This is a genomic window from Phenylobacterium hankyongense (assembly GCF_003254505.1).
GTDB lineage: Bacteria > Pseudomonadota > Alphaproteobacteria > Caulobacterales > Caulobacteraceae > Phenylobacterium > Phenylobacterium hankyongense.
In genome coordinates this window covers 734976-760010 of the sequence record NZ_QFYP01000001.1, presented here as the reverse complement: position 1 = coordinate 760010, position 25035 = coordinate 734976, and the positions used below count along the sequence as shown (strand labels likewise).

The 25035-nt window shown below is 70.8% G+C and carries 18 protein-coding genes; 13 read left to right on the top strand and 5 right to left on the bottom strand.

What is annotated here, in order from left to right:
- The first annotated feature begins 213 nt into the window (after positions 1-213).
- Genes DJ021_RS03625 through DJ021_RS03600 form a run of 6 tightly spaced genes read left to right on the top strand, consistent with a single transcriptional unit; the run spans position 214 to position 9180 of the window.
- A complete protein-coding gene (locus DJ021_RS03625) occupies positions 214-2235 on the top strand; it encodes a tetratricopeptide repeat-containing sulfotransferase family protein (protein WP_111456247.1) in 2022 nt (673 codons plus the stop codon).
- 26 nt (positions 2236-2261) lie between these two features.
- Complete coding sequence (locus tag DJ021_RS03620) at positions 2262-4613, top strand: TonB-dependent receptor (protein WP_111456246.1); 2352 nt, start codon at positions 2262-2264, stop codon at positions 4611-4613.
- A gap of 47 nt (positions 4614-4660) precedes the next feature.
- A complete protein-coding gene (locus DJ021_RS03615) occupies positions 4661-5200 on the top strand; it encodes a TetR family transcriptional regulator C-terminal domain-containing protein (protein ID WP_243625896.1) in 540 nt (179 codons plus the stop codon).
- Positions 5201-5222: 22 nt separating this feature from the next.
- Positions 5223-6353 (top strand): aromatic ring-hydroxylating oxygenase subunit alpha, encoded by a 1131-nt coding sequence (locus tag DJ021_RS03610; RefSeq protein WP_243625895.1) that lies wholly within the window; start codon positions 5223-5225, stop codon positions 6351-6353.
- A 2-nt stretch (positions 6354-6355) separates the two neighbouring features.
- Positions 6356-7957 carry a phytoene desaturase family protein gene (locus DJ021_RS03605; protein WP_111456243.1) on the top strand — a complete coding sequence of 534 codons (1602 nt, stop codon included), beginning with the start codon at positions 6356-6358 and terminating at the stop codon, positions 7955-7957.
- Positions 7954-9180 (top strand): amino acid permease, encoded by a 1227-nt coding sequence (locus tag DJ021_RS03600; RefSeq protein ID WP_111456242.1) that lies wholly within the window; start codon positions 7954-7956, stop codon positions 9178-9180. Before DJ021_RS03605 ends, DJ021_RS03600 begins: the two co-directional genes overlap by 4 nt.
- On the opposite strand, the gene DJ021_RS03595 is transcribed toward DJ021_RS03600, so the two are convergent.
- From DJ021_RS03595 to DJ021_RS03585, 3 genes are all read right to left on the bottom strand, one after another.
- On the bottom strand, positions 9159-10205 hold the full coding sequence (locus DJ021_RS03595) for a cation diffusion facilitator family transporter (RefSeq protein WP_243625894.1): 1047 nt from the start codon (positions 10203-10205) through the stop codon (positions 9159-9161). The genes DJ021_RS03600 and DJ021_RS03595 overlap by 22 nt on opposite strands.
- 25 nt (positions 10206-10230) lie before the next feature.
- On the bottom strand, positions 10231-11244 hold the full coding sequence (locus tag DJ021_RS03590) for a LacI family DNA-binding transcriptional regulator (RefSeq protein WP_111456241.1): 1014 nt from the start codon (positions 11242-11244) through the stop codon (positions 10231-10233).
- A gap of 66 nt (positions 11245-11310) precedes the next feature.
- Entirely contained in the window at positions 11311-12507 is a 1197-nt protein-coding gene (locus DJ021_RS03585) for an MGH1-like glycoside hydrolase domain-containing protein (RefSeq protein ID WP_207801758.1), read from the bottom strand.
- Between the two features lie 368 nt (positions 12508-12875).
- Between DJ021_RS03585 and DJ021_RS03580 the strand changes: the two genes are divergently transcribed.
- Positions 12876-15299, top strand: coding sequence for a TonB-dependent receptor (locus tag DJ021_RS03580; protein ID WP_165837098.1), 2424 nt, complete (start codon positions 12876-12878; stop codon positions 15297-15299).
- 91 nt (positions 15300-15390) lie between these two features.
- Here the strand turns inward: DJ021_RS03580 and DJ021_RS03575 are convergent, their stop codons facing one another.
- Together DJ021_RS03575 and DJ021_RS03570 are read right to left on the bottom strand one after the other, a co-directional pair.
- Positions 15391-16803: a glycoside hydrolase family 28 protein gene (locus DJ021_RS03575; protein ID WP_111456238.1), complete on the bottom strand. Its 1413-nt coding sequence runs from the start codon at positions 16801-16803 to the stop codon at positions 15391-15393.
- Between the two features lie 18 nt (positions 16804-16821).
- Positions 16822-17619: a helix-turn-helix transcriptional regulator gene (locus DJ021_RS03570; protein ID WP_111456237.1), complete on the bottom strand. Its 798-nt coding sequence runs from the start codon at positions 17617-17619 to the stop codon at positions 16822-16824.
- Positions 17620-17711: 92 nt separating this feature from the next.
- Here DJ021_RS03570 and DJ021_RS03565 point away from each other — a divergent pair, with 92 nt between their 5' ends.
- From DJ021_RS03565 to DJ021_RS03540, 6 genes are read left to right on the top strand one after another with little or no spacing between them, the layout of a single operon-like run.
- On the top strand, positions 17712-18470 hold the full coding sequence (locus DJ021_RS03565) for a phytanoyl-CoA dioxygenase family protein (RefSeq protein ID WP_111456236.1): 759 nt from the start codon (positions 17712-17714) through the stop codon (positions 18468-18470).
- Positions 18470-19900 (top strand): tannase/feruloyl esterase family alpha/beta hydrolase, encoded by a 1431-nt coding sequence (locus DJ021_RS03560; RefSeq protein WP_111456235.1) that lies wholly within the window; start codon positions 18470-18472, stop codon positions 19898-19900. Before DJ021_RS03565 ends, DJ021_RS03560 begins: the two co-directional genes overlap by 1 nt.
- On the top strand, positions 19897-21156 hold the full coding sequence (locus DJ021_RS03555; protein WP_111456234.1) for an MFS transporter: 1260 nt from the start codon (positions 19897-19899) through the stop codon (positions 21154-21156). The genes DJ021_RS03560 and DJ021_RS03555 overlap by 4 nt, the downstream gene beginning before the upstream one ends.
- Positions 21153-22205 (top strand): zinc-binding dehydrogenase, encoded by a 1053-nt coding sequence (locus DJ021_RS03550; protein ID WP_111456233.1) that lies wholly within the window; start codon positions 21153-21155, stop codon positions 22203-22205. The genes DJ021_RS03555 and DJ021_RS03550 overlap by 4 nt, the downstream gene beginning before the upstream one ends.
- Positions 22202-23200 (top strand): Gfo/Idh/MocA family protein, encoded by a 999-nt coding sequence (locus DJ021_RS03545; RefSeq protein WP_111456232.1) that lies wholly within the window; start codon positions 22202-22204, stop codon positions 23198-23200. Before DJ021_RS03550 ends, DJ021_RS03545 begins: the two co-directional genes overlap by 4 nt.
- Positions 23190-24998, top strand: coding sequence for a glycoside hydrolase family 36 protein (locus DJ021_RS03540; RefSeq protein WP_111456231.1), 1809 nt, complete (start codon positions 23190-23192; stop codon positions 24996-24998). Before DJ021_RS03545 ends, DJ021_RS03540 begins: the two co-directional genes overlap by 11 nt.
- Positions 24999-25035 lie beyond the last annotated feature (37 nt).

Genomic DNA, 25035 nt, shown 5'->3' with positions numbered 1-25035 from the left:
GACTCGCGGCCGGAAGGCAAGTGTCCGCAAGTGATCGCGGCCGTTCAGCGTCCTTTTGTCCAATTGGCGGGAGCCAGGCGCCTGCGGTTTGACCGACGCCTATGGCATTATTGCCCCAGTTTCTCCGCCCGGGCCGCGGCGCCAGGCCCTGTGGATTGACAGCCCCCGCGCGCCGTTCCTTGATCGTCCGACTGCTGTACGATCGGATAGCAATTGCCAGGGGCCGCCACAGAACCCGTTGGAACGCTGGCCACGGCGTTGGCGCACGCGGCCCGGCTGCTGCCTGTGGATCCCTCGGCGGCCGAGGCCCAGTCCCGCGAAATCCTCAAGGTCGCCCCTGAGCATCCGCCGGCGCTGCTGTTGCTGGCCGCCTCCCTGCGCAGCCAGGGCGCCGCCGCCGCCGCCCGGGACATCCTGCAGCCGCTGACCGCCGCCAACCCGCGCTGGGCCCAAGCCTGGTTCCAGTCGGGGCTGGCCTGCGCCGCGCTTGGCGAGGGGCCGGCCGCGGTGGCCGCCCTGCACCGCGCCACGGAGCTTGAGCCGGCCCACGCCCAGGCCTGGCGCGCGCTGGGCGACCAGCTGACCCAGGCCGGCGACACGGCCGGCGCCGACGACGCCTACGCCCGCCACATCCGCGCCTCGGTGAGCGACCCCGAGCTGGTGGAGGCCGCCACCGCGCTCTGCGACAACGACCTGCCGACCGCCGAGCGGCGGTTGCGCGACTTCCTCAAGCGCCACCCCACCGACGTCGCCGCCATCCGCATGCTGGCCGAAGCCGGCGCGCGCCTGGGCCGCTACGACGACGCCGAGGCCCTGCTGGCCCGCTGCCTGGAACTGGCGCCCAGCTTCACCGCCGCGCGGCACAACTACGCTTCGGTGCTCTACCGCCAGAACAAGGCCGCGGCGGCGATCGCCGAAGTGGAGGGCCTGCTGGCCGGCGACCCGCGCAATCCCGGGTACCGCAACCTGCGGGCCGCGGCGCTGGGCAAGATCGGCGAATACGAGCAGTCCATCGACACCTATCGCTCGGTGCTGGAGGAATTTCCGGCCCAGCCGAAGGTCTGGATGAGCCTCGGCCACGGGCTGAAGACAGTCGGCCGCCAGGCCGAGGCGGTCGCCGCCTACCGCCGCAGCCTGGAGCTGATGCCGGGCCTGGGCGAGGCCTGGTGGAGCCTGGCCAACCTCAAGACCGTGCGCTTCACGACCGAGGACGTCGCGGCGATGGAGGCGCAGGTCGCGCGCGCCGACATCGCCCCCGAAGACCGCTTCCACCTGCAATTCGCACTCGGCAAGGCGCTGGAGGACGCCGGCGACGACGCCGGGTCCTTCGCCCACTACGCGGCCGGCAACGCGCTGCGGCGCCAGACCCTGGCCTACGACGCCGACGAGACCACCGACCATCTGCGCCGGTCCCGGGCGCTGTTCAGCGCCGCCTTCTTCGCGGAGCGGGCGGGGCAGGGCGATCCGGCCGCCGACCCGATCTTCATCGTCGGCCTGCCGCGCGCCGGCTCCACCCTGATCGAACAGATCCTGTCGAGCCACTCCCAGGTCGAGGGCACGCAGGAACTGCCGGACATTATCGCGATCGCCCGGCGCATCGGCCGCGAGTCGCGCAAGGCCGGCAAGGGCGCCTATCCGGAGGCCCTGGCCGATCTGCCGGCCGACGCCCTGGCCGCGCTCGGGGCTGAGTACCTGGCGCGCGCCCAGGTGCACCGCAAGCTCGGCCGGCGCTTCTTCATCGACAAGATGCCGAACAACTTCGCCCACATCGGCCTGATCCAACTGATCCTGCCGAACGCGAAGATCGTCGATGCGCGCCGCCACCCGCTGGGCTGCTGCTTCTCCGGCTTCAAGCAGCACTTCGCGCAGGGCCAGGCCTTCACGTACGACCTCGCCGATATCGGCCGCTACTACGCCGACTACGTCGCGCTGATGGACCACTTCGACGCGGTGCTGCCGGCGCGCGTCCACCGCGTGCACTACGAGGCGATGGTCGCCGATCCGGAGGCCGAGGTGCGCCGCCTGCTCGACCATTGCGGCCTGCCGTTCGAGGCGGCCTGCCTGAAATTCTACGAGAACGACCGCGCCGTGCGGACCGCCAGTTCCGAGCAGGTCCGTCAGCCGATCTTTACCGACGCCACCGACCATTGGCGTCGTTTCGAGCCCTGGCTTGGCCCGCTGAAGGCCAGCCTGGGCACCGTGCTGGACACGTATCCGGAGGCGCCGGCGTCCTGAGACGCCGGCTTGAGGGGGCCACATACATGACGATCAAACGGGACCGGGAGTTGAGAGGCGCGTCGCGCTGGACGGTTGGGCTGCTCGCCACGACCATGTTCACCGCGGTGGGCGCCGCGCCGGCGCTGGCGCAGCCGGCCGCGGCGGGGCCGCAGCTGGAGGAGGTGGTGGTCACCGCCCAAAAGCGCGAGGAGAACCTGCAGAGCGTGCCGGTTTCGATCCAGGCTCTGGGCGCGCAGAAGCTGCAGGAGCTACAGGTCTCCGACTTCGCGGACTACGTGAAGTTCCTGCCCAGCGTGTCGTTCAAGACCGCGGGCCCGGGGTTCACCAACATCTACATGCGTGGCGTGGCCTCGGGTGAGAACGCCAACCACTCCGGCCCGCGGCCGAGCGTCGGCGTCTATCTGGACGAGCAGCCGATCACCACCATCACCGGCCCGCTGGAAGTCCACGTCTACGACATCGCGCGGGTGGAATCGCTCGCCGGTCCGCAGGGCACCCTCTACGGGGCGAGTTCTCAGGCCGGCACCATCCGCATCATCACCAACAAGCCATCGACGGCGGGCTTCGACGCCGCCTACGACGTCGAGGTCAACCACGTCGATCACGGCGACTGGGGCTATGGCGCGGAAGGCTTCGTCAACCAGCCGCTGTCGGAGCGCGCCGCGGTGCGCCTGGTGGGCTGGTACCAGCACGACGCCGGCTATATCGACAACGTGCGGGGGACGCGGACCTACCCGACCTCCGGCATCACGATCAACAACTTCAACAGCGCCAAGAACAACTACAACGACGTCAACACGGTCGGCGCCCGCGCGGCCCTGAAGATCGACCTGGACGACAACTGGACGGTCACGCCGATGGTGATGGCTCAGAGCCAGGACACCAACGGCCTGTTCGCCTACGACCCGCGGGTCGGCGACCTGAAGGTCGCGCACTTCTATCCGGAAGGCTCGAAGGACAAATGGGTCGACGCGGCCCTGACCATCGAGGGCAAGCTCGGCAACCTCGACCTCACCTACGCCGGCGCCTACCTGAAGCGGAACGTCGACACCCAGCAGGACTATTCGGACTATTCCTATTTCTACGACACCGCCTACGGCGGCTACATCACCGACGCCGCCGGCCATCTGATCAACCCGTCGCAGACCATCCGGGGCAAGGACCGCTACACCAAGCAGAGCCACGAGTTCCGGGTCGCGTCGCCGGCCGACCAACGACTGCGGTTCGTCACCGGCCTGTTCTACGAGCGGCAGACCCACAACATCGAGCAGAACTACATGATCGCCGGATTTGACCCGGCGCTCTCGGTGTCGGGCCATCCGGGGACCATCTGGCTTACCAAGCAGCTGCGGACCGACATCGACTACGCGGCGTTCGGGGAGGCCACGTTCGACGTGACCCCGAAGCTGGCGGTGACCAGCGGCATACGGTTCTTCAAGGCCGATAACTCGCTGAAGGGCTTCTTCGGGTTCGGCTCCGGGTTCAGCAGCTCAACCGGCGAAGCGGCCTGCTTCGGCCCGCCGGTGGTCTCCGGCGGCCCCTGCACCAACCTCGACAAGAACACCAAGGAGAACGGCCACACCTACAAGCTGAACGCCACCTACCAGCTGACCGACAACAAGATGGTCTACGCGACCGTCTCCACCGGCTTCCGGCCGGGCGGCATCAACCGCCGCGGGTCGCTGCCGCCGTACAAGTCGGACTTCCTCACCAACTACGAGCTCGGCTGGAAGACCACCTGGGCGGACGGAACCGTCCGCTGGAACGGCGCGGTCTATTACGACAGCTGGAAGGACTTCCAGTTCTCGTTCTTGGGCGCCAACGGCCTGACCGAGATCCGCAACGCTGCCCAGGCCGAGATGAAGGGGGTCGAGACCGACATCAACTGGCGGGCCTCGCAGGGACTGACGATCTTCGGCTCGGCCTCCTACACCGACGCCAAGCTGACCAAGCCCTACTGTCCCGACTTGATCACGAACCCGAGTTGCACTGGCTCGGTGGCCGCGCCGGCCGGCACGCGCCTGCCGATCACGCCCAAGTTCAAAGGCAACGTCACGGCGCGCTATGAGTGGGACGTGGGCGAGTACCGCGCCCATCTGCAGACCTCCATCGTCTACCAGGGCTCCAGCACCGCGGACCTGCGGACCGTCGAAAGCGGCATCATCGGCACGCTGCCGGCCTATACGACCGCGGATTTCACGGCCGGGGCGCGCCACGGCAAGCTGACTTTCGAGGCCTTCATCAAGAACGCGTTCGACAAGCGGGGCGAGGTCACCCGCTACGCCGAATGCGCCACCCAGGTCTGCGGGCCGCAGACCTATATCGTGCCGATCAGGCCGATGCTGGTGGGCCTGCGCTTCGGGCAGGACTTCTGATCGCACGGTTCTCGCGTGAGCAGGCGGACGTCCGCCGCCAGGCGCTTTTGGAGGCGGCGCTCCAGAGCCTGGCGGCGCGCGGTCTGGGCGCGGTGTCGGTGCGTGACGTCGCCGCCCGCGCCGGCGTCTCGCCAGGCCTGATCCGCCACCACTTCGGCAGCTTCGGCGCCCTGCTCATCGAGGCCTATCGCCACGTGGTGGCCAGGGTCGACGGGGAGATCGAGGCCGCGGTCGCCGTCGCCGGACCGGATCCGAAGGCGCGCATGCACGCCTTCCTGGAGGCCAGCTTCTCGCCGCCGATCGTCGACCGCGACCTCTTGTCGGCGTGGCTGGGCTTCTGGGGCCTGGTCCGCTCGGATCCGGCGGCGGCGGCCGTCCACGCCGAAACCTTCGCCCAATACCGGGGGCGCATCGAGGACCTGCTGCGCGACCTGTCGCCGAGCGCCGACGTGCGCATGGGCGCGCTCGGCCTCTCGGCCCTGCTGGACGGCCTGTGGCTGGAGCTCTGCCTGGATCCGTCGACCTTCACGCCGGCCGAAGCGGTGAAGCTGGCGCAGGAGTGGGTGGCTTGTTATACGAGCGTATAGCAATTCAGACGTGAGGCGCCGCGTGACCGTCGCATCCTTCGAGACCAGCCTGCCGGCCTGGATCTACACCGACCAGGCCTTCTTCGAGCGGGAGCGCCAGACCGTCTTCCGAACCGCCTGGCAGGTGGTCTGCCACCTCAACGACGTGCCCCATCCCGGCGACTACCAGACCCTGGATTTCCTCGGCGAGCGGGTGCTGGTGCTGCGCGGCGAGGACGGCCAGGTGCGCAGCTTCCACAACGCCTGCCGCCACCGCGCCGCGCGCCTGGCGGACGGGACCCAGGGCAATTGCGGCCATCGGCTGGTCTGCCCCTACCACGCCTGGAGCTACGGCCTGGACGGGTCGCTGAAGGCCGTGCCCCGCTGGCAGGGCTTCGAGGGCCTGGACCTGGCCGGGCATGGCCTGAAGCCGGTCGAGCAGGAAATCTTCCTGGGCTTCGTCTTCGTCCGCTTCGCGCCGGGCCTGCCGAGCGTCGCCGAGATGATGGCGCCCTACGCCGCCGAGCTTTCTCCGCACGGCTTCGAGGACCTCGTGCCGCAGGGCCGGGTGACGCTGCGGCCGCGGTCGGTGAACTGGAAGAACGTCGGCGACAACTACGGCGACGGCCTGCACATCCCGGTCGCCCATCCGGGCCTCTCGCGCCTGTTCGGCCCCAGCTACGCCATGGAGGCCGCCGAGTGGGTCGACAAGCTGTGGGGCGACATCGTCGAGACCCCGTCGTCCAACTGGGCCGAGCGCGGCTACCAGAGCCTCCTTCCGGTGTTCGACCACCTGGAGCCCGCCGCCCGTCGCCGCTGGAGCTATTACAAGCTCTGGCCGAACCTCGCCTTCGACGTCTATCCGGACCAGGTCGACTTCATGCAGTTCATCCCCGTTTCGCCCACCGAGACCGTGATCCGCGAGATCGCCTACGTCCGGCCCGATGCGCGGCGCGAGGCGAAGGCGGCGCGCTACCTGAATTGGCGGATCAACCGCCAGGTCAACGCCGAGGACACCGTGCTCATCCAGCGGGTGCAGGACGGCATGGCCACCTCCGGCTACGTTTCCGGCCCGCTCGGCCCGTCGGAGGTCTGCCTGCGGGCCTTCGCGCGCCGGCTGAAGGACCAGATTCCCGAAGCCGCGCTCGACCGCGCCGCGCTGGTGGCGGCCTGAGCATGAGCGACATCGTCATCATCGGCGGCGGCCACAACGGCCTGACCTGCGCCGCCTACCTCGCGGCCGCCGGCCTGAAGGTCACCGTGCTGGAGCGCCGCGACGTGGTCGGCGGCGCCGCCGTCACCGAGGAGTTCTTCCCGGGCTTCCGCAACTCGGTGGCCAGCTACACGGTCTCCCTGCTCAATCCCAAGGTCATCCGCGACCTGGAGCTGCACCGCCACGGGCTGAAGGTGGTGGGGCGCAAGGTCGCCAACTTCCTGCCCCTGGACGGCGACTACCTGGCCACCGGCGAGGGCCGCACCAAGTCGGAGGTGGCGCGGTTCTCGGTCCGCGACGCCGAGCGCCTGGACGCCTACGGCGACCGGCTGGACGCCATCGCCGACGTGCTGCGCGAACTGGTGCTGGAGACCCCGCCGAACCTGGTCGAGGGCGGGTTCGCCAAGGCGATCCCGGAACTGCTGAAGAGCGCCAGCCTGGGCCGGCGGCTCTCCAAGCTCGACATGACTGGCAAGCGCGACCTCTTGGCGCTGTTCTCCCAGTCGGCCGGCGACTGGCTGGACGGCTGGTTCGAGAGCGATCCGATCAAGGCGGTGTTCGGCTTCGACGGCGTGGTCGGCAACTACGCCAGCCCCTACACGCCGGGCTCGGCCTATGTGCTGCTGCACCACGTGTTCGGCGAGGTGAACGGCAAGAAGGGCGCCTGGGGCCACGCCATCGGCGGCATGGGCGCGATCACCCAGGCGATGGCCGCCTGCTGCCGCGAGCGCGGCGTGGAGATCCGCACCGGCGTCGCCGTCGCCGAGGTGCTGACTGAAAAGGGCCGCGCGGTGGGCGTGGTGACCGACAGGGGCGAGACGATCCGCGCCCGCGCCGTGGTCTCCAACCTCAATCCGAAGCTGTTGTTCGGCAAGCTGGTGGACCGCGCCGTCCAGCCCACGGACTTCGCCGAACGCATCGACAACTACCGCTCCGGCTCGGGCACCTTCCGGATGAACGTGGCGCTGTCCGGGCTGCCGAACTTCAGCTGCCTGCCGGGTCCCGGCGACCACCTGACCGCCGGGATCATCGTCGCCCCCAGCCTCGCCTACATGGAGCGGGCCTACAACGACGCCCGCCAGTTCGGCTGGTCGCGCGAGCCGATCGTCGAGATGCTGATCCCGTCCACTCTCGACGACAGCCTGGCGCCGGCCGGCCGGCACGTGGCCAGCCTGTTCTGCCAGCACGTGGCCCCGGTGCTGTCCGGCGGCCGCTCCTGGGACGACCACCGCGAGGAGGTCGCCGACCTGATGATCGCCACGGTGGACAAGCAGGCGCCCGGCTTCGCCGCCTCGGTGCTCGGCCGCCAGGTCTTGTCGCCGCTGGACCTTGAGCGCACCTTCGGCCTGGTCGGCGGGGACATCATGCACGGCAACCTCAGTCTGGATCAGATGTTCTCCGCCCGGCCGGTGCTGGGCGCGGGCGACTACCGCACGCCGCTGGCCGGCCTCTACCAGTGCGGCGCCGGCACCCATCCCGGCGGCGGGGTCACCGGCGCGCCGGGCCACAACGCCGCGCGGGAGATCGTTCGCGACGCCCGCCGCGGCCGGCTCCGCGCCGCGTGAGCCAGGCGGCCGCCCGCCGGGGGCTGGGCCCGCTCACCGCCACCTTGCTGGTCGCCGGCAACATGATCGGCTCGGGCCTGTTCCTGCTGCCGGCCTCGCTCGCGGCCATCGGCAGCGCCAGCCTGATCGGCTGGGCGATCTCGGCCACCGGGGCCATGGCGCTGGCCGGGGTGTTCGCCATGCTCGGCGTGCTGCGCCCGGACCCGGACGGCCTGGTGCGCTATCCCGCCGACGCCCTGCATCCGGCGGCCGGCTTCGTGGCCTGGGCGGCCTACTGGGCCTCCTGCTGGTTCGGCAACGTGGCCATCGCCATCGCCGCGGTGGGCTATCTGGCGGTGTTCCTGCCGGGGCTGATCGGGCCGTGGCCGACGGCGCTCGGCGCCATCGGCGTGGTCTGGCTGATGGCGCTCGCCAACCTGCGTGGCCCAAGGCTGGTGGCCTGGCTCAGCGGCTCGACCCTGCTGATCGGCCTCGTGCCGATCGCCGCGGCCATCGGCTTCGGCTTCGCGGCCTTCGATCCGGCGGTGTTCTTCGGCTCCTGGAACGTCAGCGGCAAGCCCCTGCCGCAGGTGATCCCGGGCTCCCTGGTGCTGATCTTCTGGGCCTACCTCGGCCTGGAGAGCGCAACCATCGCGGCCAAGGCGCTCGACGACCCCAAGCGCAACCTGCCGATCGCCGCGGTCGGCGGCGTGGCCCTGGCCTCCGTGGTCTATGCGGCGGCGACCGCGGCGGTGATGGGCGTCATCCCGGCGGTGGAGCTCGCCCGCTCCACCGCGCCCTTCGCCGACGTGGTTTCCCGGCTGGTGGGGCCGCTGGCGGGCGGCCTGGTGGCGGCGTGCGCGCTCGCCAAGACCCTGGGCACCCTGGGCGGCTGGATCCTGGTGACGGCGGAGGCGGCGCGCTCCGGCGCGGCCAGCGGCTACCTGCCCAAGGCCCTGCTGGCCGAGAACGCCCGGCTGCCGGTGCGCGGGGTGCTGCTGACCGGGGCCCTGATGTCGATGGTCGCCCTGGTCACCCTGTCGCCCACCCTGACCAAGCAGTTCAACGCCCTGATCAACGTCGCCGTGCTGGCCAACATGGCGATGTATTTCCTGTGCTCGCTGGCGCTGCTGCGGTTCGCCGGCGCCCTGGAGCGGCCCGCGGGCCGGCTGATGGCGCGCGCCCTGGCGGTGCTGGCCGCGGCCTTCTGCGTGTGGACCAGCTACGCCGCCTTCGCCGGCTGACCGGGCCCGATGTCCCCCGGGCTCAGGTAGACGCCGCAGATCCGCGGGTCCGCGGCGCGCACCTTGGCCGCCAGCTCGGCCGCGGCCTGCTGCACCTCGTCGCCGGAGAGGCCGCTGCGGAACCGCAGGGTGACGACCACCAGGATGGAGCGCGGGCCGAGGTGCAGGCTGGCGACGTCGATCACCTCGCTCACCCTCGGGTCCCGAAGCGCCTCGCGCGCGGCGGCGACGATCCGCGGAACCGCAGCTTCGCCGGCGATCAGGCTGCGGGTCTCGTTGGCCATGAACGCCGCCACCGCCACCAGCAGCAGGCCGATGCCCACCGAGGCCGCGCCGTCCGCCCACGCCAGCCCCAGCCAGCCGGAGCCGACCACGCCGAGGGCGGCGATGGAGAGGCCGATCAGCGCCGCCCCGTCCTCCAGCAGCGTCGCGAACAGGTTGGGGTCCTTGCTGAGCTGCAGGAAGCGCAGGATGCGCACGTCGCGGCCCTGCACCACCCGCCGGTACTCCCGATAGGCGACGGCGAACGAGGCGCCCTCGAACAGCGCCGACACCGCCAGCACCACGAGGTTGATCCACGGGCGGCTGATCTGCGCCGGGTGCAGGAGCTTGTGGACGCCCTGCCAGACCGACACCGTCCCGCCGAGCAGGAAGATCATCAGGGCGACGGTGAACGACCAGAAGTAGATCTCCATCCCGTAGCCGAAGGGATGGGTCTCGTCCGGCGGCCGGGCCGCGCGCTTCTGGCCGATCAGCAGCAACAGCTGGTCGGCGCTGTCCACCAGCGAGTGGATCGCCTCGGTGAGCATGGCCGTGGAGCGGGTGAAGCCGAAGGCGGCGAACTTGGTGATGGCGATCGCCATGTTGCCGGCCAGCGCGGCGAGCACGACGCGGAGCGAGCTGTCGGCGGCGGCGTCGTCTCGGTCAGGCAGGGTCAGGCTCCACGACGCCGGAACGCGCCGCGAGGAGCGCGGTTCGCCCCGATCGTACGGCGGCCGCAGGGCGCGGCAACTGTCGGATGACAACGACCTTGCGGCCGCGTCCGGCTGGTCACGGCTCGGCGCGTGGCGGCGCGGTCGTCTGGCGGATCATCAGCTCGGTGGGCAGGGTGACGGTCTCCACCTGCATTTCTCCGCTCAGGCGGCGATGCAGCAGGTTCATGGCGGTCGTGCCCATGTCGGCGGTCGGCTGGTGGATGGTGGTCAGCGCCGGGCTGGTGAAGGCGGCGAACTCGATGTCGTCGAAACCCGCGACCGATATGTCGCCGGGGACGCTGTGGCCCAGGGCGGTAAGCCGCTGGATGGCGCCGATGGCCATCTCGTCGTTGAAGCAGAACAGGGCCGTGGGCCGGGTGGGGATGGCCAGCACGCGATCCACCGCATCCGCGCCCGACTTCATGGTGAACTCCCCGGAGACCACCAGGCTTTCGTCGAACTGCACGCCGGCGGCCCGCAGCTGCAGGCGATAGCCGAACATGCGGTCGCGCGAATGCGGGCTCTCTTCCGGCCCGGTCAGGACCGCGATCCGCCGGTGGCCGAGCGACAGCAGGTGCTCGGTCATGACCCGGGCGGAGCCGACGTCGTCGATGCCGACGGTGGAGCAGGGCGTCACATCGAGGCAGGCGCAGGCGTTGACGACGGCGGCCTGGGGGTTGGCCTTCAGGATCAGGTCGGTGACCCGGCCGTGCAGGCGCGAGCTGAGCAGGATGACCCCATCCACCTGCCGCGCCGCCAGCAGGCGGATGTAGCTGGCTTCGATCAGATTGTCGTTCTGGGTGTCGCCGAGCAGGACGGAGTACCCGAGCTCCCGCGCCAGCTTCTCGATGCCGCGGATACACCGCGACAGCATCGGATTGGCGATGTTGGTGACCAGGACCACGATCAGGCGCGACTGCTGAGAGCGGAGGCTGCGGGCGACCAGATTGGGGTGGTACCCCAGTTCCTCGGTGACCTTCAGCACCCGGTCCCGCGTCGCCTTGGCGACACGATCCGGCATGGTCAGCGCGCGCGACACCGTCGCGACGGAAACGCCTGCCGCGGCCGAGACATCGCGAATGCTTACCATGTCGGTGTCACAACCCCTCCAGGTTGAGCCTCCGGTATAGTTGAGGCCGTCGGCCTCACGCAATCCTCAGGCCAGGGCCCAGGCCAGGCCGACCGCCGCGGTCCACGAGAACACGCCGCCGCCCAGGCCCTCGCCGGTGAGGGGATCGTAGTATTCGCAGAAGCCGGCCTGTTCCATCAGCCGGCGGGTGTCGTCGCGCAGCCGCTGCGCCAGGTCGTCGACGCCATGCCGGGCGAGGCCGTCGCCGATCATCCAGTTGACGATGGCCCACACCGGGCCGCGCCAATAGCGCCGCTGGTCGAACTCCGGGCTGTCCGGGGCCATGGTCGGCGCGCCGAACTGGCAGAGGTCCAGCCAGCGCCGGAGCTCGGCCGCCAGCCGGGCGACGCGGTCGGGGCTGTCGAGCCCGCCCCACAGCGGCAGGAAGCCCGCATGGGAGGCGATCGGGATCGGCTCGCCGCTGACCAGGTCGCGCGAATAGTAGGCGCCGGCCTTGGCGTCCCACAGCGTCTCCAGCCCCTTCTGGCGCTGGGCCGCGCGCGCCGACAGCCGCCGCCGCTCGGCCTCCGTCCCGAACCGGGTGGCCAGGAACCGCAGGTCGTGCTCGTCGCGCATCAGGATCGCGTTCAGCCCGACGTCCGCCACCTTGAAGGGGGTCTGCGCCCACATCCTGGGGCCGTCCCAGCCGAGGCTGCGATAGAGCTCCACCAGGTAGATGTAGCGCTCGTACTCCCATTGCCGCGGCCGCATGGTGGCGTCCACGAGGGCGACGTCGCGGCGATTGAAGACCGTTTGGGTGGCCGGCGTGCCGTTCAGCGGGCCGTCCCACACCGGCGAGTTGTCGGCCCCCGACTCCCAGGGATGCAGGACGCCCACCAGGCCGGTCCCGTCGGGGTCCCGCTCCCGGGCCCACCAGTCGTGCAGCGCCAGGATCTTCGGGTAAAGCGCCGCGGCGCGCGCCTCCGACCGCTCGTCGCCCTTGGCGCGGTCGAGGATGAACCGCGCGGACGTGGCCGTCACCGGCGGCTGGCTTATGCCCGAGGTCTGCGGGCTGTGGTTCGCCCCCCAGACCTCGGGTCCGGGGTAGTAGCTGTCGACGACGTCGTGGAAGACGATGTGCGGCAACAGGCCGTTGCTCCACTGGCCCAGGTAAAGAGACTCGAGCTCGGCCCAGGCGCGATCAATGTCGAACGTGGCGATGCCCATGGCGCAGAAGGCGGAGTCCCAGTTCCACTGGAACGGATAGAGATGGTCCGTCGGCACGGTGTACCCGCCGCGGTCATTCTTCCTGAGGATCTCGACCGCCGCCGACCGCCAAATCTTCAGATCACTTGGCCGAGCCGTTTCATCCACCTGCATCGTACGCGCCTCACTCGGTCGTTCTCGTCTGTAAACGGTTACATCTCACAGAGTTGCGGAGACGGCAAGATGGCCGATCGTGGTTAAAAATGGGGGATTGCGCACGTCTCGATTCCGAAATATGTAATCGATTACCGTCAGTAAAGGCGGAATTTCGTGCGCAGCCAGTAAGAGCAGCGCGACGCGCTTCGGCGCGAAGGGGAGGACAGGACGTGGGCAGATCCAGGCTCTTTGGAAGCGTAGCGACCGTGGCCATCGCCGCGGCGGCTCTGTTGACCGCGAACGCGGCGGCGGCTCAGGCCGCCCCGCCGCCGTCGGCGCCCCCGCCGCCCGGCGAAACGACGGTCGAAACCCTCATCGTCACCGGCACCAGCGCGGCGCGCACGGCGCTCACCACGCCGATGCAGGCGACCAGCATCGGCTCGGACCGGCTCGAACGGCTTCAGGCCAACAGCGCCGCCGACATCCTGACCACCATCCCCATGCTGAAGGCCGAGGGCGGCGGCGGCGAAGTGGCCGCCAACGTCTTCGTGGCCGGCCTGCCGTCCGGCGGGCAGTACCAATTCACCCCGCTGGAGTTCAACGGCATCCCGGTGATCGGGAGCATCGGTCTCAACTCCTCCGCGCCGGACGTTTATTACCGGTCGGACCTGGGGGTCGAGCGCCTGGAGTTCGTGCACGGCGGCGTGTCGAACCTGTTCGGCGGCGGCTCGGTCGGCGGCCTGATCAACTACATCGACCGGACCGGAACCGCTGAGACCCACGGCCAGGCGAAGCTCGAGCTGGGCGAACTGGGCCGCATCCGCACCGACTTCGCCGCCAACGGGCCGCTCAACGCCGACGCGGGGCTCTACTACGCCTTCTCCGGCTTCTACCGTTACGACGAGGGCCCGCTGAAGTCCGGCATGCCCACGGACGGCTACCAGGTCCGCGGCAACATCAAGAAGGAGTTCGACGGCGGCTACGTCACGATCTTCGGGCAATACATCGACGACAAGGTGCAGTTCTTCGCCGACTACCCGCTGACGGGCGACACGCACAAGCGGCCGACCGGCAACGACGGCAAGACGATCTACACCACCATGACGTCGGCGCTGGAGGGCATCTCCTACCTCACCCCCGACGGCGTATACCGCACCAAGGTGGGCGACGGCGCGGCGAGCAAGGGCGGCCAGGTCGGCATCGAGTTCAAGAAGGACTTCGGCGACGGCTGGGGCGTGAACGGCCGCGGCAACGTCGGCAGCTACAAGACCTCCTTCGCGCTCTTCGCCGGCGGCGACAACGTCCAGAACCTGCCGACCACGCAGGCCGGCTTCCTGCAGGCCTACGGCTACAACCCCGCCGCCAACACCGCGGTGTTCACCTACGCCAACAGCGGCCAGCCGGTGCCGGCCGGCAACCTTCTCTGGGCGGATCGGGTCATCGACCGCATTCGGCCGCTGAACACCGCCTCCGGCGAGCTGAACCTGACCAAGGAGATCCAGGCCGGCGGTTGGGACCACCACCTGACGCTGGGCGCCTTCGCCGCGCGCACGGAGGCGAGCGACATCAACTACGGCTATGCGTTCCTGGGCGACTTCGCCAACGCGCCGCAACTGATCAACGCGACGGTCACCAACACCGCCACCGGCGTGCAGACCATCGTGTCGCGCAACGGCCTGCTGCGGGCGGGGCTGCAGTACACCAACAACTGGGCCGAGGCGAAACGCTACGCGGTCTACGGCGCCGACCAGGTCTCGGTCGGCAAGTGGGAGCTCGATGTCGGCGGCCGGGTCGAGACCTTGGACGGGCGGGTGCGGCGAGAGGGGTCGAGGGCCTTCGTCACCGACACCACGCCGGGCCTTTCGCCGCTGCTCTCGACGGTCCAGTGGGGCAACGGCCAGTTCCTCGACGGCTCGGTCAGCACCACCGCCTGGGCCCTGGCCGCCAGCGCGCTCTACCGCGTCAGCGACAACCTGAGCGTCTTCGTCAACGCCTCGCGCGGCTACTTCATGCCGCAGCTCAACACCGTCCAGATCAGCGCGGCCGGCGTGCAGACCTATCGTCCGGAAATCATCAAGCAGGTCGAGGGCGGGTTCAAATACGCCAGCGGCCCGATCTCAGGGTCGATGTCGGCCTTCTATTCGACGCTGACCGACCGCCAGAACGTTCAGCTGCTCAACAACCCGGCCGGCGGCGGCCTCCTCGAACTGGTCAACCAGGTCGCCACGCGCTCCTACGGCGTCGAAGGCGACGTGAGGCTGCGGATCGTCGAGGGCCTGACCTTCGAGGGCAACGTCACCTACGAGCACGACCGCTACACCCGGTACACGCCCATCGCGGCCTGCACGAACTGCGTCGGCAACACCCTGGTCCGGCAGCCGGACTGGATGGCGAACGCCGGGTTCTACTACAACAAGGACGGCATCGATGCGGCGCTGTTCGACACCTATACCGGGCGCACCTTCACCTCCGACCTCAACAACATCGAGTTGCCGGCCTTCCACGTCGTCAGGCTGGACCTCGGCTACACGTTGACCGTCCGCGGGGGCGACAAGCTGCGCGCCGGACTGAGCGTCTACAATCTCTTCGACAGCCAGGCCGTCACCGAAGGCTCGCCCCGCCTGGGCACCTTGCAGAACGCCGGCCAGGCCTTTTTCGTGGGCCGGACCGTGCTCCCGCGCCGGGTGACGGTGCAGCTGTCGTACAAGTTCTAGCGGACCTCCCGTCCACCCCGGCCGGTGCGGCGGCCGGGGCCTGCGAACCGCTGTATCCGGCGCTCCGCACCGCGCGCCTTAGAACCGAGGCTCACCGCGTGGGATTGTCGGCGCGCTCCACGTCCTCCGTCACCAGGGACGGCCGCGCGTCCGGCTCTTCGGTCATCAGCCGGACGTTCCGCAGGGTGAGGCCGCGGACGTGACGGACGTAGAGACCATGCGCCGGCAGCGGACCGAACATCGGAGCGTGGGGATAAGCGCCGTCGGCCTCCGGCGGCGGCGGACCGGCCGGTGCCGACCGCTCCCCGCCCTTCATCGTGATGCTGATGTCGCTGAGGGTCACGTCCTCCACCGGATGGTCGCGCAGCCCGGTGATCGAGGACGCGAGGTCGCCGCCGGTGGCGACAATGTTGGAGAAGATCACGTGCCTCAATCGGCCGGCGACCGGGACCGGCTGGCCGCGGCCGCGGTTGCCCAGCCGCAAGAACAGCGGGGTGTGGGCGTCGCGGATCACCACATTGGAGACGATCACGTTCTCGAAGCTCGCCCCGTCGACCATGGACATGGCGATCCCCGTGGTCGGTGGCCGGTAGAAACCGGGCGCCTGGAAGATGGTCGCGCCGTTGAGGGTGATGTTGCGGAAATCCCCCAGGCTCTCGGTGCCGATCTTGAAGCCCTGGTCGTCGGAGGAGCAGACCAGGTTGCTCACCAGCACGTTCTCGGTCGCCGCGACCTTGCCGCCGCGACGGCCGGTGGTCTTCAGCACCACGCAGTCGTCGCCGGCCTCCACATGCACGTCGGAGACGATGACGTTGCGGCTGGAGTCGATGTCGATCCCGTCGGTGTTTGGGCCCAGCGGATCGTTGAAGATCCGCACGTCGCGGATGACGACGCCGTCGGACTCCAGGGGATGGACGGTCCAGCCCGCGGCGCCGGTGATGGTCACATTCTCGATGCGGACCCCCCGCGAGGCCACCGTCTCGATCAGCGGCGTCGGCCGGGGCCGGCGCGAGACCAGGGCGCCGTCGGCCGCCCGATCCCAGTAGGCCGCGCCATTGCCGCGGATCTCGCCCCCGCCGTCGATCGCCACGTCGTGCGCGCCCTCGACATGGATCAGGTGGTAGGGGCCGTTGCCCTTGTTCTGCGTCGAGCCATCGATGGCGATCTTCGCCACGTCCTCGGGCGGGAAGGGGCGGAAGTCCTCGATGCGCGGGCTGGCCGCCAGGACGGCGCCCGGCATGATGCGCAACGTGATGCGGTCGCGCAGCACGATGGTCCCGCTCAGAAACACGCCCTGCGGCAGCACCACCACGCCGCCCCCGTGGCCGGCACAGACGTCGACGGCCTTCTGGATGGCGCGGGTGTCCAAGGTCTTGCCGTCGCCGCGAGCGCCATAGGCGAGCGCGTTGCACAGGCCGTCACGCGGCGGCGGCGCCGCGGCCGCGGGCGGGACGATCAGCAGGAGTCCGAGCACGGCGAGGCTGGCGGCTTCGAGGGCGTGCATGGGCTATCGGTTCTCCGTCTACCAGGATTTCGCGGCGGCGCGTCGCCGCAGGACCGTCGGGCTGTCGCCCAGGAAGCGGCGGACCAGCTTGTTGAAATAGTGCGGATCGTCGATGCCGACCCGCTGGGCGACCACGCCCACGGGGAGCTCGGTCGACTCCAGCAGGTAGTGCGCGTGCGCCATGCGCCGGCGCAGGCTGTAGCTGGGCACGGTCATCCCGAAGCGGCGCCGGAACGCCCGCGCCACGTAATGCTGCGAACGTCCCACCTCGCGCGCCAGCCGCGCGGCCGTGAGGGGCTCGGCGAAGCGGGCGTCGACGATGGCGCTCACCCGGTCGGCCACGGCGTCGGCGGGATCGCCCTCGTCCTGCGCGCGGGCCGCGCACCAGAGCAGAAGCTCCTGGAAGGACACCGCGGCCGAGGCCTGCGCCAGGACATCCGGGGCGCGGGCCTGCAGGCGGCTGATCGCCGAGAGCCGCTCGGCCACGTAGGCGGCGGCCGGGCCGAGCCGCAGGTGCAGCGGCAGGGCGACCGTGGGCGCGGCGCCTTCCGCCGGATGGAAATGCACGCACCAGTGGCGGCCCGGTTCCGGCAGGTCATAGGCGCTGGCCACCCCGGCCGGACTGAGCGTCAGGTCGCCCGGCTGCAGCTCGAACTCGGCCGCGCCGAGCTGCATCCGGCCCGCGTAGCCGTGCAGGTGCAGGGCGTGGGTGGGACCGAGGTAGCGCGTGCCGAAGCCCTTGTCGGCGAGCGGAAACTGGCTGGCGAGCTTCAGGCGCGGCGGCGTGGTGGCGGGCCAGGGCAGGTGGGCGTCCATGGTTGAATTTATACCAATAATGGACCTGATCTCCAATTGCTGCTCAGCATGCCCGGCTTATTCTGGCCGGGAAAGCGACGATGGAGCGAGCGATGACCGCCAACGGCCTGACCGACGAGCAGCGGAGTTTCTACCAGGAGAACGGCTATATCCACATCCGCGGCCTGCTGACGCCGCAGGAGGCCGCGGCCTACCGCGCCGAGTGCCACAGCCTGGTCGAGCGGATCGGCGAGAACGACGCCACCTGGGCCAGCGTGCGCGACCAGGGCATGCGGCTCACCCACTGCCACGACGTGCAGTTCCAGTCGGCGGCCTTCACGCGGTTGCTGGTGGACGAACGGCTGACCGGGGTGGCGACGAGCCTCATCGGCCCCAACGTGCAGCTCCACCACACCAAGATGTTCATCAAGCCGCCGGAGAAGGGCTCGCCCTTCCCCATGCACCAGGACTATCCGTACTTTCCGCACGAGGGGAATTCGATGATTGCGGCGATCATCCATTTCGACGACGCGCCGGACGACAAGGGATGCCTGCGCGTGGCGCCGGGGAGCCACAAGCTCGGCCCGCTGGAGCCGGTCGGCGAGGACCACCACCTGCCGCAGTTCCCGCTCGAGGCGGCGCTGCCGCTGCCGGCCAAGGCGGGCGACGCGATCTTCATGTCCTACCTGCTGGTGCACGGCTCAGGCGTGAACCGCTCGCAGGAGGCGCGCACGACCATCCTGGTGCAGATGCGCGACCCGGCCGATCGGCCGCTGGTGGAGAAGCACGGCTCCCGCGGCCAGGGCATGATGCTGGCCGGCGTCGATCCCACCCACGGCGCCTTCGAGTTCGCCTGGGCGAAGAGCGCCTGATGGTGATCGCCGGTGCGCTCCTGGCGGCCGTCATGGCCGGGGGGGCGGCGCCGGCGGACTGTACGGCGCTGGCCCAGCGGGCGGTGAGCGGCGCCCAGGTGCTCTCCGCGGCGGCCGTGACCGGCCGGGCGGACGCGCCGGCCTTCTGTCGCGTGGTGTTGGAATCGCGGCCGACCGCGGCCTCGCGGATCGGCGCCGAGGTCTGGCTGCCGCTGAAGGGCTGGACCGGGCGCTATGTGCAGCTGGGGACCGGCGGGTTCGCCGGGACCTTTCCCGACGCCGGCATGGCCGCCGAGGTGCGCCGCGGCAACGCGGTGGCGGTCACCGACACCGGCCACAAGGGCGCCGACGGCTTCGACGCCCGCTGGGCCCTGGGGGCGTCGGAAAGGGTGATCGACTACGGCTACCGCTCGCTGAAGGTCTCCGCGGTCGCCGCCAAGGCGCTGGTGGCGGCCTTCTATGGCGCCACCCCCCGCCACAGCTATTTCATCGGCTGCTCCAACGGCGGGCGCCAGGCGCTGATGGCGGCGCAGCGCTATCCGGAGGACTGGGACGGGATCCTGGCTGGATCGCCGGCGCTGCGCTGGACCGACCAGCTGTCCAGCTTCGCCAGGATCCAGCATGCGCTCCGCAGCACGCCGGGCGCCATGATCCCGGCGGCCAAGCTGCCGGCGATCCAGAAGGCGGCGACGGCGGCGTGTCACGACGGCGGCGGCTGCGCCTTCGATCCGGAGCGGCTGGGCTGCGCGGGGCCGGAGACCGACGCCTGCCTCACGGCGGCCCAGATGCGGGCGCTGCGGCTGATCCTGCGCGACTTCAGCGCGACGACCGCGGCCGTCCCCGGCGGGTGGGACCAGTGGATCGTCAACCCGGACCGCCAGGCCCAGTCGCAGCTCACCTTCGCCGAACAGTTCTTCGGCGCCGTCGTGCTCGGCCGGCCGGACTGGCGGGTCGAGGACCTGACGCCCGAGGACCTCGCGCGCGCCCGCAAGCTCTCCCCGGTGCTCGACGCCACCAACACCGACCTTGGCCGCTTCCGGAGGCGCGGCGGAAAGCTGGTGATCTATGTCGGCGGGGCCGATCCGGTGATCTCGCCGCGCGCAGTGATCGATTACTACCAGCGGCTGGGCCGGCAGGATTTCGCGCGCCTGTTCGTGATCGGCGGCATGCTCCACTGCCAGGGCGGGCTCGAGCCGAACGCCTTCGGCCAGGCCCCGGTCGCCCCGGCGCTGCGGCCCGACGCCCGGCACGACGTCCGCCTGGCCTTGGAGCGCTGGGTCGAGGAGGGCCGAGCGCCCGAACGGATCACCGCGGTCAAATATGTGGACGACGATCCCTCCAAGGGCGTCGCCGCCACCCGGACGGTCAAGGCCTACCCCACCCGCCGATCGCCGCCCGCCGGCGGCCGCAAACCACAGGACGCAGCATGACCGCCACCACGTCGCCGTCCGTCCGCGCGTATTCGGCGGCCTACCCGTGGATCGTCATCGGCCTGCTCTGGCTCTGCGCGCTGCTGAATTCCGCGGACCGCTCGATCCTCGTCGCGGTGATGCCGCAGATCCGCGACGAGTTCCATCTCACCCCCACGGGCCTGGCCCTGGTCACCTCGGTGTTCTTCTGGGTCTATGCCGGGGCGGCCTTCCTCACCAGCCTGCTGGGCGACCGGGTCCCGCGAAGCCAGGTGATCCTCGGCGGCATCATCTTCTGGAGCCTGGCGACCGGGCTGGTGTCGTTCTCCACCGGCTTCGCCATGCTGATCGGCGTACGCGCCCTCGTGTCGGTCGGGGAGGCCACCTACTATCCGAGCGCCACCGCGCTGATCAGCGACTGGCACCCGAACCGCACCCGCGGCCGGGCGCTGTCGATCCACCAGACCGGCGTCTTCGCCGGCGCCGGCCTGGGCTCGCTGGCGGCCGGCATGATCGCCGACCGGATGGGCTGGCGCGCGCCGTTCCTGATCTTCGCCGCCGCCGGGTTCGTGGTGGCGCTGCTGCTGTGGCGGTTCCTGCGCGACTCGCCGAGCCGGCAGGCGCAGCAGGCCCACGTCACCGAGGTCAAGCCGCTGCGGACCGTGCTCGCCATCCGCCCGGCGCTGGTGCTGTGCGGGGTGTTCTTCCTGGCCAACGCCGCCTCGAACGGGGTGACGGTGTGGGCCCCGACCTTCGTCCACGACCTGCTGGGCATCAACCTCGCGCAGTCGGCGCTCTGGGGCTCGGCGACCATCAACATCGCCGGCTTCGTCTTCGTGCCGCTGGGCGGGATCCTGGCGGACACGCTCGCCGCGCGCAGCCGGATCGGGCGGTTCTACACCCTGGCCATCGGACTGGCGCTGGCGGCGGTGCTGCTGCTGCCGCTGCTGGTCGCCAACTCCGCCATGATGGTGGGCCTGGTGCTGCTGGCCTCCAGCGCCGGCAAGGGGCTGTTCGACGGCTGCATCTATGCCGCCATGCACGACGTGGTGCCGCCGCAGGCCCGCGCCACCGCCGTCGGGCTGATGACCATGACCGGGTTCGTGGGCGCGGGGCTCGCGCCGCTGTTCGTGGCCCGGATGGGGGAGGTGCTGGGCATGGCCGCGGCCATGACCTCGGCCTCGGGCCTCTACCTGCTGGCGGTGATCCTGCTGCTCGCCACCCGCGGCCTGACCCGTCGCTCCATCGTCAACGCTGAACTGGCCGCCGCCGCATGACCCAGTCCCCCTCCGCCCTGTTCCTGAAAGCGCCGCGCGAGCTGGCCTTCGACCCTCTTGAGGTCGCGCCGCCGGGCCCCGGCGAAGTGCGCGTCCGCACCCTGTTCTCGGGAGTGAGCGCCGGCACCGAGCTCTCCCAGTTCCGCGGCACCAATCCCTTCATGCACCGGCGGTTCGACGAGCCCTCCCGCCTGTTCCTGGCCGCCGAGGCGCCCAGCTGGCCATATCCCGTGCGCAACCTCGGCTACGAGGAGGTGGGGGAGATCGTCGAGGTGGGCGCCGGCGTCGACGACCTGGCGGTCGGCGACCGGATCTTCGGGACCTGGGGCCACCGGACCCACCACCTGGCGACCGCGGACTATGCGCGCGACCGGCGGATGCCCGAAGGCGCCGATCCCCGCATCGGCGTCTTCTCCCATATCGGCGCGGTGGCGCTGAACGGGGTGCACGACGCCCAGATCCGCATCGGCGACGTGGTGGCGGTGTTCGGCCTCGGCGTGCCGGGCCAGATCGTGGTCCAGGCGGCGCGGGCGTCGGGCGCGCGGGTGATCGCCGTCGATCCCGATCCGCATCGCCGCGCCATCGCCCTGGCGCACGGCGCGGCCGAGGCCCTGGACCCGACGGCAGGCAGCGCCGCCGAGGCCATCAAGGCCGCCACGCAGGGGCGCGGCGCCGACGTCTGCATCGAGGTGTCGGGCGCGCCCCCCGCGCTCGCCGAGGCGATCCGGGCGGTGGCCTATTCCGCGCGGGTGGTGGCCATGGGCTTCTTCCAGGGCGAGGTCCCGGGGCTGCGGCTCGGCGAGGAGTTCCACCACAACCGCGTCCAGCTGGTCTGCTCGCAGATCTCCGGCGTCGCCCCGGAGGCCAGCTACCGCTGGTCCAAGCCCCGGCTCTGGCGGACCGCCGTGGAACTGCAGCACGAGGGCGTGCTGTCGCTGACCCCGCTGATCACCCACACGGCCGCCTTCGAGGCCGCGCCGGCCCTGTTCGAGCGCCTCGACAAGGGTGAGCCGGGCCTGTTGCAGGCGGTGCTGGAGTTCGCGGAATGAGCCGGTTGCGTTTGGGGCTCCTGGGGTGCGGCGGGATCGGCGCACGCCATCTCGGCGCGGCGGCGAAACGGCCCGACGAGCTGGAGGTCGTCGCCTGTTGCGGGCGCGATCCGGAGCGGACCGCCGCCTTCGCCCGCCAGCACGGCGGGACGCCCTACACCGACGTCGTCCGCATGCTGGACGAGTCGACGCTCGACCTGCTGATCGTCGCCACGCCGCCCTACGCCCGCACCGGCGAGGCGGAGCTGGCCGCTTCCCGCGGCGTCCACCTGCTGGTGGAGAAGCCCATCGCCCTCGACCTGCCCACGGCGCGGCGCATGGTCGAGGCGGTGGAGGCCGCGAACGTCCGCGCGGCGGTGGGCTTCATGTACCGGTTCGGCGATGCGGTCGCCCGCTGGCGCGCGCTGGAGGCGACGGGCGAGACCGGTCCCGTCGGCCTGTTCGCCGGCAGCTACCACTGCAACGCCCTGCATGCGCCCTGGTGGCGCGAGCGGGCCCGCTCCGGCGGCCAGATGCTGGAGCAGGTGATCCACCTGATCGACCTGGTGCGCCTGTTCATGGGCGAGCCGGACACCGTCTACGCGCGCGCCGCCAACCTCTTCCACCACGACACGCCCGGCTACGACGTCGAAGACGTGTCGGCGATCGTGTTTGGTTGGGACGACGGGCGCATCGCCAACCTCAACGCCAGCAACGCCGCCATCCCCGGCCGCTGGCAGAAGGAATGGCGGCTGGTGGCCGAACGCCACACCGGCCGGTTCGAGGACTGGAACAACGCCGTGCTCACCCGCACCGCGCCGGACGTCGCCGACGAGAACGTGGCGGGCGTGACCGATCCGTTCGTCGCCCAGCTGGCCGACCTGGCCGCCGCCATCCGCGAGGGCCGTCCGCCCATGGTCCCGCTCGCCGAGGGCGAGGCGAGCCTGCGCCTGGCGCTCGCCGCCCGCCAGTCCGCCGACGAACGCCGTGAGATCCGGCTCTCCGATGGAGTTTGACGCCGCCCGCGCGGCCTTCCACGGCCGGGGCCTGACGCTCGGCGGGATTGAGCCGCTGATCGACGGGGCCTCGCCGCCGGTGGCCTCGCGGACCGTGACCGAGGGGCAGATCGCCTGGCGGCTGGCCGGAGCCTTCGGCGGCGCGCGCATGACCCTGGGGATCGCGCCCGGCGCCCACGGCCTGGAGCTGACGGTGACGCTGGCCGGCCTGTCGCCGGATCACCCGGTCGACAGCCTCGGCGTGCGGTTCCTGGCGGTGGAGGGCGTCGAGCGCTACCTGCGCAACGGCTACCAGAGCTGGGACGGCAGCTATTTCGCTGCGCCCGGCGAGCCGGCGGCGGACGACAACCCCGCGCGGTCCCCGCGCCTGGGGTTCGCCTTCACCGCCCTGCTGCCGCGCGACGGCGCCGGCGCGGTGGTGCTGGGCTTCACCCGCCACGAGCACTTCCAGAGCCGCCTGCGCTTCTCCGCCGATCCGGCCCGGTTCAGCCTCGACGTCGAGACCCTCTGGGACCGCGTCCCGCACCAGGGCCGGCTGGCCGCCGAGCCGCTGCTGCTGTTCGGACACGACGAAGTGGAGGGCGGCTTGCGCGACTGGTCCCGCGCCGTGGCCGCCGCCTCGCCCCTGTCGCCGCGCCGCCTGGAGCGCCGGCTGACCGGCTGGTGCTCCTGGTACAACCTCTACGCCGCCATCGACGAGCCCTCGATCCTCGAGCACCTGGCCGCCGCCGCGGCGTTCCGCGACCGGCATCAGGTTCCGCTCGACGTGTTCCTGATCGACGACGGCTTCACGCCGGAGATGGGCGACTGGCTGGACGTCAAGCCGCAGTTCCCGCGCGGAATGGCGCCGCTGGTGCGGGATATCGCCCAGGCCGGCTTCGTCCCGGGCCTCTGGATCGCGCCGTTCATGGTCGGCAACCGCAGCCGCCTGTTCCGCGAGCACCCCGACTGGGTGGTCCGCGAACGCGCCGGCGGCGAGCCGCTGGCGCACATGAAGTTCTATGGCGAGTTCCGCTGGCACAAGCGCAGCGAGGAATACTACCCGCTCGACATCACCCATCCGGACGCCGAGGCCTATATCCGCACCGTCTTCCGGACCTGGCGGAGCTGGGGCTGCGGCTACTTCAAGACCGACTTCATGTTGTTCGGCGCGGAGTACGGGCCCGACCGCGCGGTCTGGCGCGAGGAGGGGCTGTCCCGCATCGCCATCTGGCGACGGATGGCCGAGCTGATCCGCGAGGAGATCGGCGACGCGCTGTGGCTCGGCTGCGGCTGCCCGCTGTGGGCTTCCGTGGGGCTGGTGGACGCCATGCGTATCGGCCGCGACGTCGGCGTGAGCTGGCGGGGCGACTATTCCGCCGAGAGCCTGCTGCGCGACCAGGTCACCCGCAACCACGCCTCCGGCATCCTCTGGCAGGCCGACCCCGACTGCGTCCTGCTGCGCGATCGTTTCCACGAACTCAGCGACGAGCAGGTCCGGTCGCTGGCGCTGTTCGCGGGCCTGGCCGGCGGGGTGCTGATGACCAGCGACAAGCTCGACGAGCTGCGCCCGGACCGCGCCGAGCTGCTCGCCGCCCTGCTGCGCGAACCGCGCCTGGCCTGCGAGTTCCCCGAGATGGCCACCCACCACCGCGACGGCGTGATCGTCCAGCGGTCCGCCCGGCCGGACGGGAGCTCGGTCACCAACCTGTTCAACAGCCGCGGAAAGCCGGCCGGGCGCGGGGCGACCGACCTGGCGCCCTACGCCTCACGCCTGCTCGCCGAGCCCGGCGATCCGCTGGCGCGCCTGGAGCCCTGACGTACGAGCGCAGTCCGCACGGGCTGAACCCGCGCGC